The sequence below is a fragment of the Bacteroidia bacterium genome (genome assembly GCA_020852255.1).
Lineage (GTDB): Bacteria > Bacteroidota > Bacteroidia > JADZBD01 > JADZBD01 > JADZBD01.
The window spans coordinates 197714-212083 of sequence record JADZBD010000016.1 but is presented as its reverse complement, the minus strand read 5'-3'; the positions used below and the strand labels follow the sequence as shown (position 1 = coordinate 212083).

The following is a 14370-nucleotide window of genomic DNA, read 5'->3' as shown; positions in this document are numbered from 1 at the left end:
TTATTATTCTCATTTTTGCAGTATGAAAGCGAGAACCTTAAAGAAGAACAAGGTAAATGTTATTACACTTGGCTGTTCTAAGAATGTGGTGGACAGCGAGGTGCTGATGGGACAACTTAAGGCGAATGCGATCGAAGTAGGGCATGAGACCGGTGAGAGCGATCACCGGATCGTGATAATTAACACCTGTGGATTTATTGATAACGCAAAGCAGGAAAGTATTGATATGATTTTACAATATGCTTCGGAAAGAAGGGCAGGAAATATTGACCAGTTGCTGGTTACCGGATGTCTGAGCGAGCGGTACAGGGAAGATCTGAAGAAAGAGATCCCGGATGTGGATGACTGGTTTGGAACCCGTGAGCTGCCCCGTTTGCTGAAAACATTGAAGGCGGATTACCGTCAGGAACTGCTTGGGGAGCGCCTCCTGACGACCCCTTCTCACTATGCTTATTTTAAAATATCGGAGGGTTGCGACCGGCCATGTTCTTTCTGCGCGATTCCGCTAATGCGCGGAAGGCATGTTTCTGTGCCAATGGATGAGCTGGTGCGCAGGGCTGCTGTTTTGACCGCGCGTGGAACTACGGAGCTTCTTCTGATTGCACAAGACTCCACCTATTATGGATTAGATATTTACGGAGAGCGGAAACTGGCGGAATTAATGCAAAGATTAAGTGAGGTAAACGGTATACGGTGGATCCGCCTCCATTATGCCTTTCCGGGGGGCTTTCCGGAAGATGTGATCGAGGTGATCGCTAAGAATGAAAAGGTTTGTAAATACATTGATATTCCCCTGCAGCACATTTCCAATCCCTTGCTTCAAAACATGAAACGAGGTGTAACCCGGGACAAGACAAATGATTTAATCAGAAAGCTCCGCGAGAACGTTCCGGGTATCAGTATTCGTACCACACTCATCAGCGGATTTCCGGGAGAAACCTTAGAGATGCATTTAGAACTGCGAGACTGGGTGAGGGAAATGAGATTCGACCGGCTGGGTGTATTCACGTATTCTCATGAAGAAAATACAGGGGCATTTCAACTCAAGGATGATGTACCGGCGAAAGAAAAGACCAGAAGAGCTGCTGAGATAATGGAAGTTCAGCGCGGAATTTCCTTATCCCTGAATGAACAAAAAGTAGGAAAGGTGTTGGAAGTGCTGGTTGACCGGTTTGAAGATGGAAATTTTATAGGAAGAACAGAGCATGATTCGCCTGAAGTGGATAATGAAGTAATCATTGCCGCCGGCGGACAGCATCTACGGCTGGGAGATTTTATTAAGGTTCGGATCTCATCAGCAGGGGAATATGACCTCTTTGCCGATTTTATTGGGTGATTCATCAAACTTTATTACAGATTCATCGCTTAAATGTGTGAAAACCAGCGCATTATGCAATTCGTCCATGATGATGAAGCATTCGCCTTGTTTTTAATTGCAATGGTCTAAAATATTTGAATCCGTGAGGGTGCTGAGCTACCTTCAATCCCGTAAGTTATCTATGGAACGACTGCATATAGAAGCAAGCTCCGGACTACCTCTGGTAGATTTTAATCCTGCTACGGGAGAGCTTTTGATCAAGGGTAAATCAGTCCCGGAAAACGGAAAATTATTTTTTGAACGACTGATGGTCTGGATCAACGAGTATTCGAAGTCTCCGCATGTAAGCACGCATGTGACGTTTCACTTGGAATTCTTTAATATATCATCCTCCAAATCCTTCCTTTTCCTAATGTATAAGCTGATGGAGATGAAGGAGCGCGGTCATGATGTCAGGATTTCATGGATCTATTCAGACGCATATATCCTCGGAGCTGGACGCGATTACGCCTATATGGTACGCCTTCCGTTTGAATTCACCAAAGCAGAAAAGGCCGAGATCGCTGCGGCCTGACAGCCAGTCCCTATTTCTTCTAACTTTGCAAGATGCCTTCCCTGGGCGCCTATCCTCTGTTATCCTACATGCCTTCATTGCCGGGGCTTACCGCAGCCTATCTGAAGGGAGACCGCACCATATCCGGTCTGTTCCCGTCTACAGGCAGTATGGCGCAATGGAAAGAGATCGCCTCGCGCTGCAGATTGCCGGCGGAGGTTAGAGAAACACTCGTGCGTGTGATCCGGGAACAATACAGGGGACTTCCTGTTTCTCACGCAACCGAAAAAAATATTTCCCTGCTGGAATCGGATTCGACCTATACCGTTTGTACGGGGCACCAGTGTTGCCTTTTTTCAGGCCCCTTGTATTTACCCGGAAAACTCCTCAATCTCCTCCGGCTGGCAGCACATCTTCGGGAAAATGCTCTGTCAGTAGTTCCTGTTTTCTGGATGCATACCGAGGATCACGATGTGGCGGAGATCGATCATGTTTACATCGGCGATAAAGAAATACGCTGGGAAAATTCGGGAACCGGACCCGCCGGAAAAATTGCACTTCATTCTATTGACAATGTGATCAGGGAAGTTGAAGCGCTATGCGGACCATCTGTTGGTGAAATCCTGAAAAGGCATTATACAGACGGAAGGAGTCTGGGAGATGCCACACGTTCATTTATAAATGAGCTTTTCGGAGATTTCGGGCTGATTATTCTTGATCCTGCCGATTCACGGTTGAAATCATACTTTCGGGAACAATTCCGCAAAGAGATTACCGGGGGGCAGGTGTATCGATCTTTGTCGGAGACCAATTCCCGCCTCCGCCAACTCGGATATGAGCCCGCAGTAAATCCCCGGGAGATTAATATTTTTTACATGAAGCCGGCTTCACGGGAACGTTTGCGCCGGGAGGGCGAACGGTTTCATGCCGGTGACGTCTCCTGGACTGAGCAGGAATTGCTGAATGAGCTGGAGAAAAATCCGGAGCGCTTTTCTCCGAATGTTGCGCTTCGGGCTGTTTATCAGCAGCACATTCTGCCAAACATTGCTTACATAGGTGGCCCCGGCGAAGTGGCCTACTGGTTGCAGTTCGGTGAACTGCTGAAGTCGTTTGAATGCAATATTCCCGCACTCATTTTACGAAATAGTTTTTTTCTTCTTTCAGAAAAGCAGTTGGGTCATGTTCGTGCGGCAGGATTGGAAGCGGCGGATCTGCTACGGCCCCTGGACGACCTGATACGGAGAAAAATGGACACGCCCGATCTTTCCTCTTACCGGAAAGCGTTGGAGAAACTTATGGAAGAGGTGGCATTGCTTGCCGGTACAGCCGACGCCACCCTGAAAGCCTCCGTGGCAGCAGAAACCGTTAAAATGCAAAAATCACTGGATCAGATAGAGGGCCGGATGTTAAGGGCGCTTAAACAGAAAGAAGAAGTGACAGTGAACCGCCTGAGAAGCCTGAAGGAAAGCCTGTTTCCCGGTGGGGTACCCATGGAGCGCCGGGAGAATTTCCTGCCCTATTTTTCAGCATATCACCCTGCTTTTTTTGGTACCTTAATGGGGTATTTTGAACCGGTACCGGAACATTGTCTCTTTATATCATTAACTTCCCTGAAATAAACGTATGTCCAGCATATTAACAGAAAAGTCCGGGCCCGTTATGAAGATTACCCTGAACCGCCCGGATAAATTCAACAGTTTTAACAGGGAAATGGCACTTGCTTTTCAGAAGGCAATGGATGCGGCTGCTTCCGACAAAGCGATTCGGGCTGTTTGCATCACAGGCAGCGGGAAGGCTTTTTGTGCAGGCCAGGATCTTGCAGAGGCCATGGATCCCAAAGGACCTGGGCTGAAGAAGATCGTGGAAGAACATTACAATCCAATGGTGTCATTAATCAGGGAGATCGCTAAACCGGTAATTGCAGCAGTGAACGGAGTAGCCGCGGGAGCAGGGGCAAATATCGCCCTCTGCTGCGATGTCGTTGTGGCCTCGTCATCTGCTTCCTTTATTCAGGCCTTCAGCAGTATTGGTCTGGTGCCGGACAGCGGGGGAACTTACTTTTTGCCGCGTCTTATCGGTTTCGGAAGAGCATCGGCACAGATGATGCTGGCGGATAAAATCTCTGCCGAAGAAGCACTTCATGCGGGGATGATCTATAAAGTTTTTCCGGAGGAGCGGTTTGCCAGTGGCTTTGATGAACTGGCACACGTATTGGCCTCCCGGCCCACGAAAGGTCTCGCACTCACAAAAAAACTTCTGAATCGATCCATGACTAATGATTTTTTCACCCAAATCGCAGAGGAAGGACGTATGCAGGTGGAAGCCTCGGAAAGTTTTGATTTCAACGAAGGCGTACAGGCCTTTTTAGAAAAGCGGAAACCAATGTTCAAAGGGGAATAATATGAAAGTAGGAATCGTTGGATCGGGGGCAATGGGCAGCGGGATTGCCCGCGTAGCGGCGGAAGCCGGCGAGGAAGTATTCCTGTTCGACAGTAACAAGGAGGCACTTCAGCGTGCCGGCATGAATCTCTTCGAAGCCTTTAAAGCACAGGTAGAAAAAGGTCGGCTGCCGGCGGGGGATGCGGATATTATCCTGAAAAGAATTTTTCCGGTTAGTTCTCTGAAGGATCTCGCCTCCTGTGACCTGATCATTGAAGCGGTAGTGGAGGATATAGGGGTGAAGCATCAGGTCTTTCGTGAACTGGAAGCCGTGGTTGCCAGGCAGTGTATCCTTGCTACCAATACAAGTTCTTTTTCTATTGCCGGGATTTCATCGGCTTGTGTGGTGAAAGAACGGGTGATCGGCCTTCACTTTTTTAACCCGGCCCCCGTAATGCCCCTCGTAGAAGTGATCCCGGGAATACTGACGGTGGAAAATCTATCTTCCCTTTGTATAGAACTGATGAAAAAATGGAATAAAATTCCTGTACTGGCCAAAGATATGCCGGGATTCATCGTGAACCGTGTGGCCCGCAGTTTTTACGGAGAGAGTATCCGCATCCTTGAGGAAGGTATTGCCTCTGTGGCAACGGTTGATTATGCAATGAAAACGTTTGGAGGTTTCAGGATGGGACCATTTGAACTGATGGATTTTATTGGTAACGACATTAATTTCAGAGTCACGGAAAGTGTGTGGACGCAATTCTTTTATGAGCCCAGATTTAAACCATCTGTTACACAGAAGAGATTATTCGAAGCGGGTTTGTATGGAAAGAAATCCGGAAGGGGATATTATAATTATGCGTCGGGTTCCGACCGCCCGCAGCCGGACACGGATCCTGAATTGGGGAGACGCATAGCGGACAGGGTCATTGTGATGCTGATCAATGAGGCCGCTGAAGCGCTTTATTCCGGATTGGCGTCGAAGGATGATATTGAACTGGCGATGACCAAAGGAGTGAATTACCCCAAGGGTCTTCTCCACTGGTGCGACGAGCTCGGTGCAGATGCAGTTTGCCGTCAGCTGCGTACACTGCATGAAGCGTATGGTGAGGAGCGCTACCGGCCTTCTCTCCTGCTGAAGATTATGACAGCTGAACGAAAGAAATTTTTCTCATGAACAATAAGGATCTTGCCGGCAGAGTGGTTTCAGCCATGTTCGAAAATGATCCGTTCAGTCGGTGGCTGGGAATCGAATGTGTTTCCGTTGATCCAGGTACATGTGTACTGCGGATGAAAGTCAGAAAGGAAATGCTGAATGCTTTTGCCATCGCACACGGAGGCATCACTTATTGTCTGGCCGATTCTGCGCTGGCCTTCGCTTCCAATTCTCACGGAAGGAAATCAGTGTCAGTGGAAACTTCCATAACTCATACCAAAAGCCTGAAGGAGGGAGAATTGATTACCGCTACTACTGAGGAATTGAGCCGGACAAACAAGTTCGGTGTTTATCTGATCAGGATCACCGACTCACGGAATGAAGCGATTGCACTTTTCAGGGGAACGGTTTATATTACATCTAAAGAATGGTTTGAGGAAAAATGAATCTATGGAAGAAACGTTTATCATAAATGGTGTTCGCACTCCCATCGGAAATCTTGGAGGTGCGCTTGCTGCGGTAAGAACGGACGATCTGGCGGCGCATGTGTTGGCCGGCCTCCTTCGCCGGAATCCGGGCCTGGATCCTTCCTGTATTTCTGATGTTATTATGGGATGCGCCAACCAGGCAGGAGAGGATAACAGGAACGTTGCACGTATGGCTTTGCTACTGGCAGGTTATCCGCATACCGTACCGGGTCAAACTGTGAACCGGCTTTGTGCTTCAGGCATGGCGGCGGCAATGGATGCATCACGGATGATAAAGGTAGGAGAGGCCGAACTGGCCGTTGCCGGAGGTGTCGAGAATATGACAAGGGGCCCCTGGGTGATATCTAAATCTGCATCTGCGTACGGACGCGATCAGCAAATGTTTGACTCCTCCTTCGGATGGAGATTCATCAATCCTAAAATGAAGGAAATCTATGGGGTGGACGGTATGGGTGATACCGCGGAGAATCTTTGCATGAGAGATAATATCGCACGTCAGGATCAGGATGCTTTCGCCGCATGGTCTCAGGAGAAGGCTGTAAAAGCTCAGAACTTCGGCCGGCTGCAGAAAGAAATTATTCCTGTTTCAGTCCCGCAAAGAAAGGGAGATCCTATTGTTTTCTCCAGAGACGAATTTATTAAAGAAAAAACCACAGTACAGGCACTGTCCTTACTCAGACCTGCGTTCAAAAAGGACGGATCTGTTACAGCGGGCAATTCTTCCGGACTTAATGACGGTGCAGCCGCTTTACTTCTGGCATCGGGCAGCGCGGTAAAAAAATACGGGCTTAAACCAATGGCACGTGTCATCTCGTCCGGTGCAGTGGGAGTGGAGCCTAAGTTCATGGGTATTGGTCCCGTGGAGGCATCTTATCTTGCACTGAAAAGAGCAGGACTTACCATGGCCCAGATGGATATTATTGAACTGAATGAAGCCTTTGCTGCTCAGGCTCTGGCCTGTACCAGAGCGTGGGGATTAAAAGACCAGGACAACAGGATCAATGTGAATGGCGGAGCCATTGCACTGGGTCATCCTTTGGGTATGTCCGGCACACGGATACTTCTTTCCGCTGCAATGGAACTTAAGGAGAGGAATAAACGATATGCCCTGGCCACGATGTGCATTGGCGTAGGGCAGGGTTACGCTGTAGTAATTGAAAATGCAGAATGACAAGGGAGATGAAGGTATTGGATCCGCTTTCTTCCGGAAATTTCCGGAATATACTTCCGGAGCATTTACTGGAATGGGGATATATCTACTTCAAGAATGGTTGGGTGAAAACGGAAAAGGAAATTTTGCCCGGATTATTTACTGTTGTGGTGAATGAACCCTGCCCGCAGGAGGTGAGTTTTCGCAGAACCGAAAACACGTTAACCGATATGTTTTGTACCTGTGGTGTCACAGGGTTTTGCCGCCATATGGCGGCCGTATTATTTGTCGAAGAAAACAAACAGTTATGAGACGAATTATATTTCTTTGTTTACTGCTTCCTGTGATCAGTGAAGCCGCTACCAAATTCTGGGTTACCTTTACTGATAAAGCCGGAACTCCTTATTCTATTTCTAATCCTTCCGCCTTTTTATCGCTGAGGTCCATTCAGCGAAGAGCGAACCAGGGTATTCCTGTCACGGCCGACGACCTTCCGGTTAATCCTTCTTATGTTACTCAGGTGTTAGCCACCGGCGCGGTAACGCTCAACTACACTTCACGCTGGTTCAACGCCATTTCCATTACCACTTCTGATGCTGGAGCGCTCACTGCAATTGCGGCACTCCCTTTTGTGTCAGGCGTAAATCCTGTTTTTAGGATGAGGAGAGATGATGGATTCAGTGAGCTGGATTTCAATGGTACATTGCGGTCAGCACCGGAACTGCCCCCTGTGCCTATGGCTTATAACTATGGCAGTTCTTACAACCAGATCAATCAGGTGAATGGTGTTTGCCTTCATAACATGGGTTATCATGGAGAGGGCATGCGTATTGCGGTGCTTGACGATGGTTTTATGAATGTGAATACGATTGCTGCATTCGACAGCATACGAATCAATAATCAGATACTGGGTACCAAAGATTTTGCAAACCCTGGCGGCAATGTGTATTCGGTAGGCGGACACGGTACGATGGTACTCTCTTGTATGGCTGCCTTTGTGAATAACCAGATTGTCGGCACAGCACCCAAAGCAGAATATTATCTTATCAGAACGGAGGATGCCGTAACGGAATATCTTGTGGAGGAGGACAATTGGGTGGCGGGGGCAGAATATGCGGACAGTGCCGGTGCAGATATTATCTGTACATCACTTTATTACACACAATTCGATGATGCATCTCAAAACCACACTTTTTTGGATATGGATGGTCAAACAACCATCTGTGCACGAGCTGCCAATTTTACCGCACGGGTGGGGATGCTCACATTTTGCTGCGCCGGTAATTCCGGACAAACCGCCTGGCTGCGTATCGGAACGCCATCCGATGCAGATTCTGCTTTTGCTGTGGGTGCCGTGAACGGAAGCGGAAACCTGGCTTCATTCAGCTCCCGTGGCCCCAGCGCAGACGGACAAGTTAAACCCGACATCTGTGCCCAGGGGGTCAGCGCTGTAGTTGTAAATTCGGGCGGAAACCTTACTACCGCTAACGGTACCAGTTTTTCAACGCCGATCTGCGCCGGTGCAGCGGCCTGCCTGTGGCAATACCGCCCCTCATTCACCAATATGCAAATCCGCTCTGCAATCTGGGCCAGTTCCTCCCAGTACCTCAGTCCCGATTCACTGAAAGGGTATGGCATTCCGGATTTTTGTCTGGCCGGCATGCTGGTTACAAACCAGGAAGAGGTGAAGGATCCGGGTATGTTTATTTTTCCGAATCCAGCGGATGAAAATCTGTTTGTTCTGCTGAAGGGATTTAGCGGCGCAGAACACCTGCAAATCCTGGACCCGGCCGGCAGGGTGGTGTTGGAAAGGGATCTGCAGAGCCCGCTTACCTCATTGGATATTTCTCTGATTCCACCGGGGTTCTATTTTGTTTCATGTGGGAACAGGGTACATATCTTTATTAAAACCAACTGATACTCTGTGATCTACTCCTTTAACGGATATATACCCGTGGTCCACGAATCGTCATTCGTGCATCCTCAGGCATGTGTTACCGGAAATGTTATTATTGGTAAAAATGTATACGTAGGACCCGGTGCTGCAATCCGCGGCGACTGGGGAGAAATTGTAATAGAAGACGGTTGTAATATACAGGAGAATTGTACCGTGCATATGTTTCCGGGTATTACTGTTTATCTGCGTGAAGGAGCACATGTTGGGCATGGCGCGGTTATTCACGGAGCCAATCTTTGTAAAAATACTTTGATAGGTATGAACGCTGTGATCATGGATCACGCGGAAGTAGGAGAGAGCAGTATTATTGGAGCCCTAACATTGATTCCTGAAGGAATGAAGATTCCTGCACGTAAAATCGTTGTAGGTAATCCAGGTAAGATTATCAAGGATGTATCTGAGGAGATGTTAGCCTGGAAGACGAAAGGGACCGGACTTTACCAGGGTTTACCAGCGGATCTTCATCAGAGGCTGAATGCCTGTGAGTCCCTGCGCTCTGTTCCGGAAAACCGGCCGAAGCAGCAGGAAATATACAGGAATTGGAAAAAGCAATGAATGTTCGCCTTACATTCCTGGGTACCGGCACATCGCAGGGAGTTCCTGTGGTTTCATGTCCGTGCCGGATATGTTCTTCGGCAGATCCCAGAGACAAGCGACTGCGCTCTTCCGTGATGTTTACAGTGGGAGGAAGAAATATCGTTATTGATACGGGTCCTGATTTCCGGCAGCAAATGTTACGGGAACGTGTAAAACAGATTGCTGCGGTGGTGTTTACGCACGCTCACAAGGATCATATTGCCGGAATGGATGATGTGCGCGCCTTTAATTTTACTTCAGGTGCCGCGGTGGATGTGTTTGCGGAGCCGCTGGTACAGGACGCACTGCGACGGGAATTCGCGTACGTCTTTGATGGAAGCGATTACCCGGGAATCCCAAAGATAAATCTGCACACGATTCATTCCGGCCTCCGGTTCTTTATCGATGATATTCCATTGACACCGATTCCCGTGTTACATTACCGGCTGCCTGTACTGGGTTTTCGTGTTGCTGATATTGTTTATATAACAGATGCAAATCACATCCCCGAGGCATCACGAAAACTGATACGTGGAGCCAAGGTGTTGGTTTTAAACGCCCTCAGGCGGGAAAAGCACATTTCCCATTTTACGCTGGATGAAGCGGTGGCATTGGCTGAAGATCTCAGGGCAGAGCGGACGTATTTTACTCACATCTCGCACCAGATGGGATTGCACGAAGAGGTGAACAGGGAACTACCCGCGCATATCCAGCTGGCATGGGACGGACTGACCGTTGACTCCTGAATCGTTTTACTATAATTTCATATATTTAACCCATATTAGATCTCTAAGAAAACTGCTCTTTCATGAAAAAACACTTTACACTTTTTTCCGCATCACTATTCCTGGTCCTTACAATCAGCGCACAATGCGCTTTCGTTGGTGCCACTTCCGCCATAGGGAATTCAAATGTCGTCACCTTAACAAAGCCAACGGCAGTGGTCCAAAATGACCTGATGATTGCCGCCATTCATATGGGGTGGTGCAATGGCAGCGTCATCACCGCACCGGTGGGATGGACATTGCTGGCCAGCACTATTAACACCGGATCAGGATGTGGCTCAGGCAATACCACGCCGCAACTTGTTACTTTCTACAAGATTGCCGGTCCTTCGGAACCCGTAACCCACATTTTCACAGGAAATGCTTCACAGTATCTGGTAGGATGTATTGTTGCTTACAGCGGAGTGAATACAGCCAATCCCATTGATGTGTTCAGTAGTTACGGTGCGCAGGATGCCTGCGCAAATATTGTAGCGAATGGTGTTTTCACCTCCTCCCCGAATAAGCGATTGGTCGGAATTTTCTTTTGCAGCGTGAATAACTCTTTGAACAATATTGTTCCCCCGAATTCGATGACGGAGCGTGTAGATGTAGGAACTACAGGCAATCACCCCTGGGGGAACGAAAATCTGGAAATTGCAGATGAATTACAGGCTCCTCCCGGACCTACCGGAAATAAAGTGGCAGCACTTTCAGGATGCAGTTCTACAGGCTGGGTCACTGGCGCCCAGCTTATCGCACTTAATTGCGGATCCACTACAGCGATGGAGGAAATCTCCCCCCTTGCCGGATTTTCAGTTTATCCCAACCCCACAACCGGGATAGTAGAGGTAGCCGGCACAGACGGAATTCAACTTCCTGTCCGGTTGGAGCTGATAGATCTTTTCGGGCGAACCATCCTGCAGGAGCATTTCGAAGGTGAAAAAGCACGTCTGGACCTTAGTGCTCTTCCCCGCGGTGTCTATTTGCTGAGAATCATCGCCGGAGAGAAAATGAATATGCTCAAAGTGATACTTGATTAGATCTGGCAGAGATGCAGCCCAACTCCCGGGAAGTAATTTCTCTCGAAAAAGCGATAGTGCGATTGTCCCCCGAGGGGCATGTGCATATACGGCTAAAAGAGCACCATCATCTGGAGCTGGAGGATATGAAAGCCATGCATGAGGCCAAACTCCGCCTTGTCGGGGACCAGCCGTATACGTTGATCTTCGAATCGGGAGAGTATAATAATATTTCGAAAGAAGGGCGGGAGTTTTCCGCAACAATCGAAGTCAACCGGAATGCCATCGCCAAAGCGATAGTTACGAATAGCCTTGCTACCAGAATGATCAGTAATTTTTTTATTAAAATAAACCGGCCGCCGGCACCTACTTACTTGTTTCGGACCTTCGCAGAGGCTTCGGAATGGCTTCAAAAAAAGAGAGAGGAGTATTTTGCTTTGCAGGGAAGGTAGAGTGGATGTTTAGAAGGGATATCCAATCCCGAAATTGAAATTATAAAAGGGATATTTTCCAGTTTCCTGAACGCCCGTGCTGGGTGTCCAGTTAGTTTTCCATTCTTTGTCGAACAGGTGCTGTACCACCCACCGGTCCCCTTCGGAGAAGATCGGGTCATGCATTTTAATTCCCAGGTCCAGTCGGATGACAAAGAAGCTGAAATCCAGACGCAGTCCGAATCCTGAACCGATAGCCAGTTCCTTGTACGCCCTCTTTACGGTGATATCTTCACCGTCGCGGTCTTCAAAATCCCGTCTCATCCAGATATTTCCCGCATCGGTAAAGAAAGCGGCATGCACCACTTTCACCAGATTAAAGCGGTACTCAAAATTCAGCTCGATCTGATTGTCTCCCACCTGGTCGAAGGTGCTGATGCCGGTACGGTAATATGAACCAGGGCCAATCGTGCGGGCTTTCCAGCCTCGTATAGAGTTGGGTCCTCCGGCGAAGAAACTTTTTTCAAAGGGGAGTTCACGCAGGTTATGGAGTGGCTTTCCCACCCCAACAAACGCACGCAGTACCAGTTTACTCATCTCAGTGAGCGATTTGTAATAACGGAGATCTGCTTCACACCGCAGGTACTGTGAGAACCGTGAGCCATTAAGTAAATAACCGCCTTCCTCGGTCGGTAGTTCCTGAACAAACTGATCTACCAGGTTGAAAACACCCCGGAGTAAATTTCCTGCCGCTTCAGCACCACCACGGAAATACCAGAATCCTTTGCGCGATCCTGCCGTCTGATTATTGTAAACAAATGCGTACCGTCCCCCGAGTATTGTATGGTCAGAGTAGCGGTATACTACAAATGGATCCTGGCTGTTGTTCAGATAGTCCTCAAATTCGGGGTAGGGATCAATACTGATCAGATTGAGCTCAACGGGATATACGGTATGCCGTTTGAATACATTTTCCTTCCAGGTATAATTGAGCGACCCGCTGACGGCGGTGCGGGAAAAGCTCGGACGCTTCTGCACATTCATGCTAACGGTGAAGGTTGTGTGCGGATTGGCCAGTCGCGACATTTTGAATTTCACCGGCGAGAGAAAACGCGGTACATGCAGATTCAGCTCCGGTCCGAATTCCAATGTATTGAAAGGAATAAAACTATTCGAGACGATGGCGGAATTTTCATCATTCCCGGGATCCGATTGCTGAATCTCCAGTCCGCCTTTCAGTTTTATTTCAAAGACCTCAGCTCCTTTGAAGACATTCCTGTTTTGATAAATAAAACTTCCCGATATTCCAAGATTTCCTCCTGTGTTCGTCCCTTCGGTTTCAATGGAGAATGATTGTTTTACCACGGGAGTCAGATAAATGTATGCGTCCAGAACGCCCGCACCTGCTTCCCGGAAGGAAACATTGATAAACTTAAAAGATTTTAATTCCGAAAACCGCTGATAAGTGGCATCGGCCAGCACACTCTGGTAGTATTCTCCGCTGTGAAACATTACGGCGTCTGCCAGAATCCGGTCATGGAATTTAGGTGTTTGATGGCAGACAATAAAAATGCCTTTATAGTTACTGCTGTCCTGTGGAACCATACCCTTCATCTTGGGATTAAAATCCGGGTGAATAAAAATGTTTCCTATCCTGTACCGGAGGTGATCCAGCACCCGGATGGAATCAGGTTGACCGGTGACGGGCATCTCCCGGCTCTTGATCAGTATGGTAATATCCACACTTCGGCTTCCCAGAGTACTGTCTATCTCAAAAAAGATATATTCTTTTACGAAGTAGTAATAGCCGTTATTTTTCAGGTGGCGGGTGATTCTTTCGCGCTCGGAGGTAATCTTGTCAACATCGTAATTCCTGCCGGGGATAATCTGACGATTCGCCGTATCCTGGTAAACATAATAGGCGAGCAGCGGATCAGTGATTTCGTACGAAACCTTGCGTACCTGATACGGCTTTTTGTGATCAATAATATAGTAAACCTGGGCACGTTTTCTTTTCATCACCACACTGTCCCTGACTACGGCGTTAAAAAAACCTTTGTTCTGCAGGTACATCCGGATCTGGCGTGCTGATTTATGAGCCAGAAGCGAATCGTAGATCACCGGGGCCTCACCGATGTCCATGACCCATTCCCGAAAGGTTCTGCGATTGCGGTTCATGGGACTGAACGGTTTATACGGCTTGCCCTTTTTTATTTTTCTCGCTACATATTTGTTATGCCGCTTCTGGCGACGTTTGTCCTTTCTGGCAAAACGGGTTTCACGGCGGGTCTTTTTCTTCTTCAGCCGGTCTTCATTTATGCTGTTGTAAACGCCCAGGTGCATTCGCAGGCGGAGCACCTTGCGATTGGGTTTTTGACGGATGTAGGCTTCAATCTCGTCCAGGTCAATGTCTCCCTTCAGTTCCAGTAGCTTCGCGTCCACTTCCACGATCTCATTTTTAGTCAGCAGAAACTCCCCGTCTTTCACTTTCTTGACAGGGCTGCAGGCAAAAAAGAGCAAAACTACCGGAAAGCAGATCCGTATGAGATATAACCTTCGGAGGGCCAATGACT

General features: G+C 48.2%; 14 protein-coding genes. 13 read left to right on the top strand and 1 reads right to left on the bottom strand.

Annotation, left to right across the window (positions count from 1 at the left end):
- Positions 1-22: 22 nt before the first annotated feature.
- The 13 genes from rimO to IT233_09525 all read left to right on the top strand — a co-directional run bounded on the left by rimO (position 23) and on the right by IT233_09525 (position 11818).
- The gene (gene rimO / locus IT233_09585; protein ID MCC7302883.1) at positions 23-1336 is read left to right on the top strand and encodes a 30S ribosomal protein S12 methylthiotransferase RimO; all 1314 of its coding nucleotides are present in this window, start codon (positions 23-25) and stop codon (positions 1334-1336) included.
- Positions 1337-1499: 163 nt separating this feature from the next.
- Entirely contained in the window at positions 1500-1892 is a 393-nt protein-coding gene (locus IT233_09580) for a DUF1987 domain-containing protein (GenBank protein ID MCC7302882.1), read from the top strand.
- A gap of 32 nt (positions 1893-1924) precedes the next feature.
- Positions 1925-3490: a bacillithiol biosynthesis cysteine-adding enzyme BshC gene (gene bshC, locus IT233_09575; GenBank protein ID MCC7302881.1), complete on the top strand. Its 1566-nt coding sequence runs from the start codon at positions 1925-1927 to the stop codon at positions 3488-3490.
- Positions 3491-3494: 4 nt separating this feature from the next.
- Entirely contained in the window at positions 3495-4271 is a 777-nt protein-coding gene (locus IT233_09570) for an enoyl-CoA hydratase/isomerase family protein (GenBank protein MCC7302880.1), read from the top strand.
- A gap of 1 nt (position 4272) precedes the next feature.
- On the top strand, positions 4273-5430 hold the full coding sequence (locus IT233_09565) for a 3-hydroxybutyryl-CoA dehydrogenase (protein MCC7302879.1): 1158 nt from the start codon (positions 4273-4275) through the stop codon (positions 5428-5430).
- A complete protein-coding gene (locus IT233_09560) occupies positions 5427-5855 on the top strand; it encodes a hotdog fold thioesterase (GenBank protein MCC7302878.1) in 429 nt (142 codons plus the stop codon). Before IT233_09565 ends, IT233_09560 begins: the two co-directional genes overlap by 4 nt.
- 4 nt (positions 5856-5859) lie before the next feature.
- A complete protein-coding gene (locus IT233_09555; GenBank protein ID MCC7302877.1) occupies positions 5860-7068 on the top strand; it encodes an acetyl-CoA C-acyltransferase in 1209 nt (402 codons plus the stop codon).
- A complete protein-coding gene (locus IT233_09550; GenBank protein ID MCC7302876.1) occupies positions 7065-7358 on the top strand; it encodes a hypothetical protein in 294 nt (97 codons plus the stop codon). The genes IT233_09555 and IT233_09550 overlap by 4 nt, the downstream gene beginning before the upstream one ends.
- Positions 7355-8965 carry a S8 family serine peptidase gene (locus IT233_09545; protein MCC7302875.1) on the top strand — a complete coding sequence of 537 codons (1611 nt, stop codon included), beginning with the start codon at positions 7355-7357 and terminating at the stop codon, positions 8963-8965. Before IT233_09550 ends, IT233_09545 begins: the two co-directional genes overlap by 4 nt.
- Before the next feature lie 6 nt (positions 8966-8971).
- Positions 8972-9559 carry a transferase hexapeptide repeat family protein gene (locus IT233_09540; GenBank protein MCC7302874.1) on the top strand — a complete coding sequence of 196 codons (588 nt, stop codon included), beginning with the start codon at positions 8972-8974 and terminating at the stop codon, positions 9557-9559.
- A complete protein-coding gene (locus IT233_09535; GenBank protein MCC7302873.1) occupies positions 9556-10326 on the top strand; it encodes an MBL fold metallo-hydrolase in 771 nt (256 codons plus the stop codon). Before IT233_09540 ends, IT233_09535 begins: the two co-directional genes overlap by 4 nt.
- 62 nt (positions 10327-10388) lie before the next feature.
- Entirely contained in the window at positions 10389-11387 is a 999-nt protein-coding gene (locus IT233_09530; protein ID MCC7302872.1) for a T9SS type A sorting domain-containing protein, read from the top strand.
- Between the two features lie 11 nt (positions 11388-11398).
- Positions 11399-11818, top strand: a complete 420-nt coding sequence (locus IT233_09525; protein MCC7302871.1) for a hypothetical protein — start codon at positions 11399-11401, stop codon at positions 11816-11818.
- A gap of 9 nt (positions 11819-11827) precedes the next feature.
- Here IT233_09525 and IT233_09520 read toward each other — a convergent pair whose 3' ends face one another.
- Complete coding sequence (locus IT233_09520; protein ID MCC7302870.1) at positions 11828-14365, bottom strand: BamA/TamA family outer membrane protein; 2538 nt, start codon at positions 14363-14365, stop codon at positions 11828-11830.
- Positions 14366-14370 lie beyond the last annotated feature (5 nt).

Coding starts and splice junctions, on each gene's coding strand:
- IT233_09530 (MCC7302872.1), top strand. CDS start 10,389: ATGAAAAAACACTTTACACTTTTTTCCGCATCACTATTCCTGGTCCTT.
- IT233_09525 (MCC7302871.1), top strand. CDS start 11,399: ATGCAGCCCAACTCCCGGGAAGTAATTTCTCTCGAAAAAGCGATAGTG.
- IT233_09565 (MCC7302879.1), top strand. CDS start 4,273: ATGAAAGTAGGAATCGTTGGATCGGGGGCAATGGGCAGCGGGATTGCC.
- IT233_09535 (MCC7302873.1), top strand. CDS start 9,556: ATGAATGTTCGCCTTACATTCCTGGGTACCGGCACATCGCAGGGAGTT.
- IT233_09550 (MCC7302876.1), top strand. CDS start 7,065: ATGACAAGGGAGATGAAGGTATTGGATCCGCTTTCTTCCGGAAATTTC.
- IT233_09555 (MCC7302877.1), top strand. CDS start 5,860: ATGGAAGAAACGTTTATCATAAATGGTGTTCGCACTCCCATCGGAAAT.
- IT233_09560 (MCC7302878.1), top strand. CDS start 5,427: ATGAACAATAAGGATCTTGCCGGCAGAGTGGTTTCAGCCATGTTCGAA.
- IT233_09545 (MCC7302875.1), top strand. CDS start 7,355: ATGAGACGAATTATATTTCTTTGTTTACTGCTTCCTGTGATCAGTGAA.
- IT233_09570 (MCC7302880.1), top strand. CDS start 3,495: ATGTCCAGCATATTAACAGAAAAGTCCGGGCCCGTTATGAAGATTACC.
- rimO (MCC7302883.1), top strand. CDS start 23: ATGAAAGCGAGAACCTTAAAGAAGAACAAGGTAAATGTTATTACACTT.
- bshC (MCC7302881.1), top strand. CDS start 1,925: ATGCCTTCCCTGGGCGCCTATCCTCTGTTATCCTACATGCCTTCATTG.
- IT233_09580 (MCC7302882.1), top strand. CDS start 1,500: ATGGAACGACTGCATATAGAAGCAAGCTCCGGACTACCTCTGGTAGAT.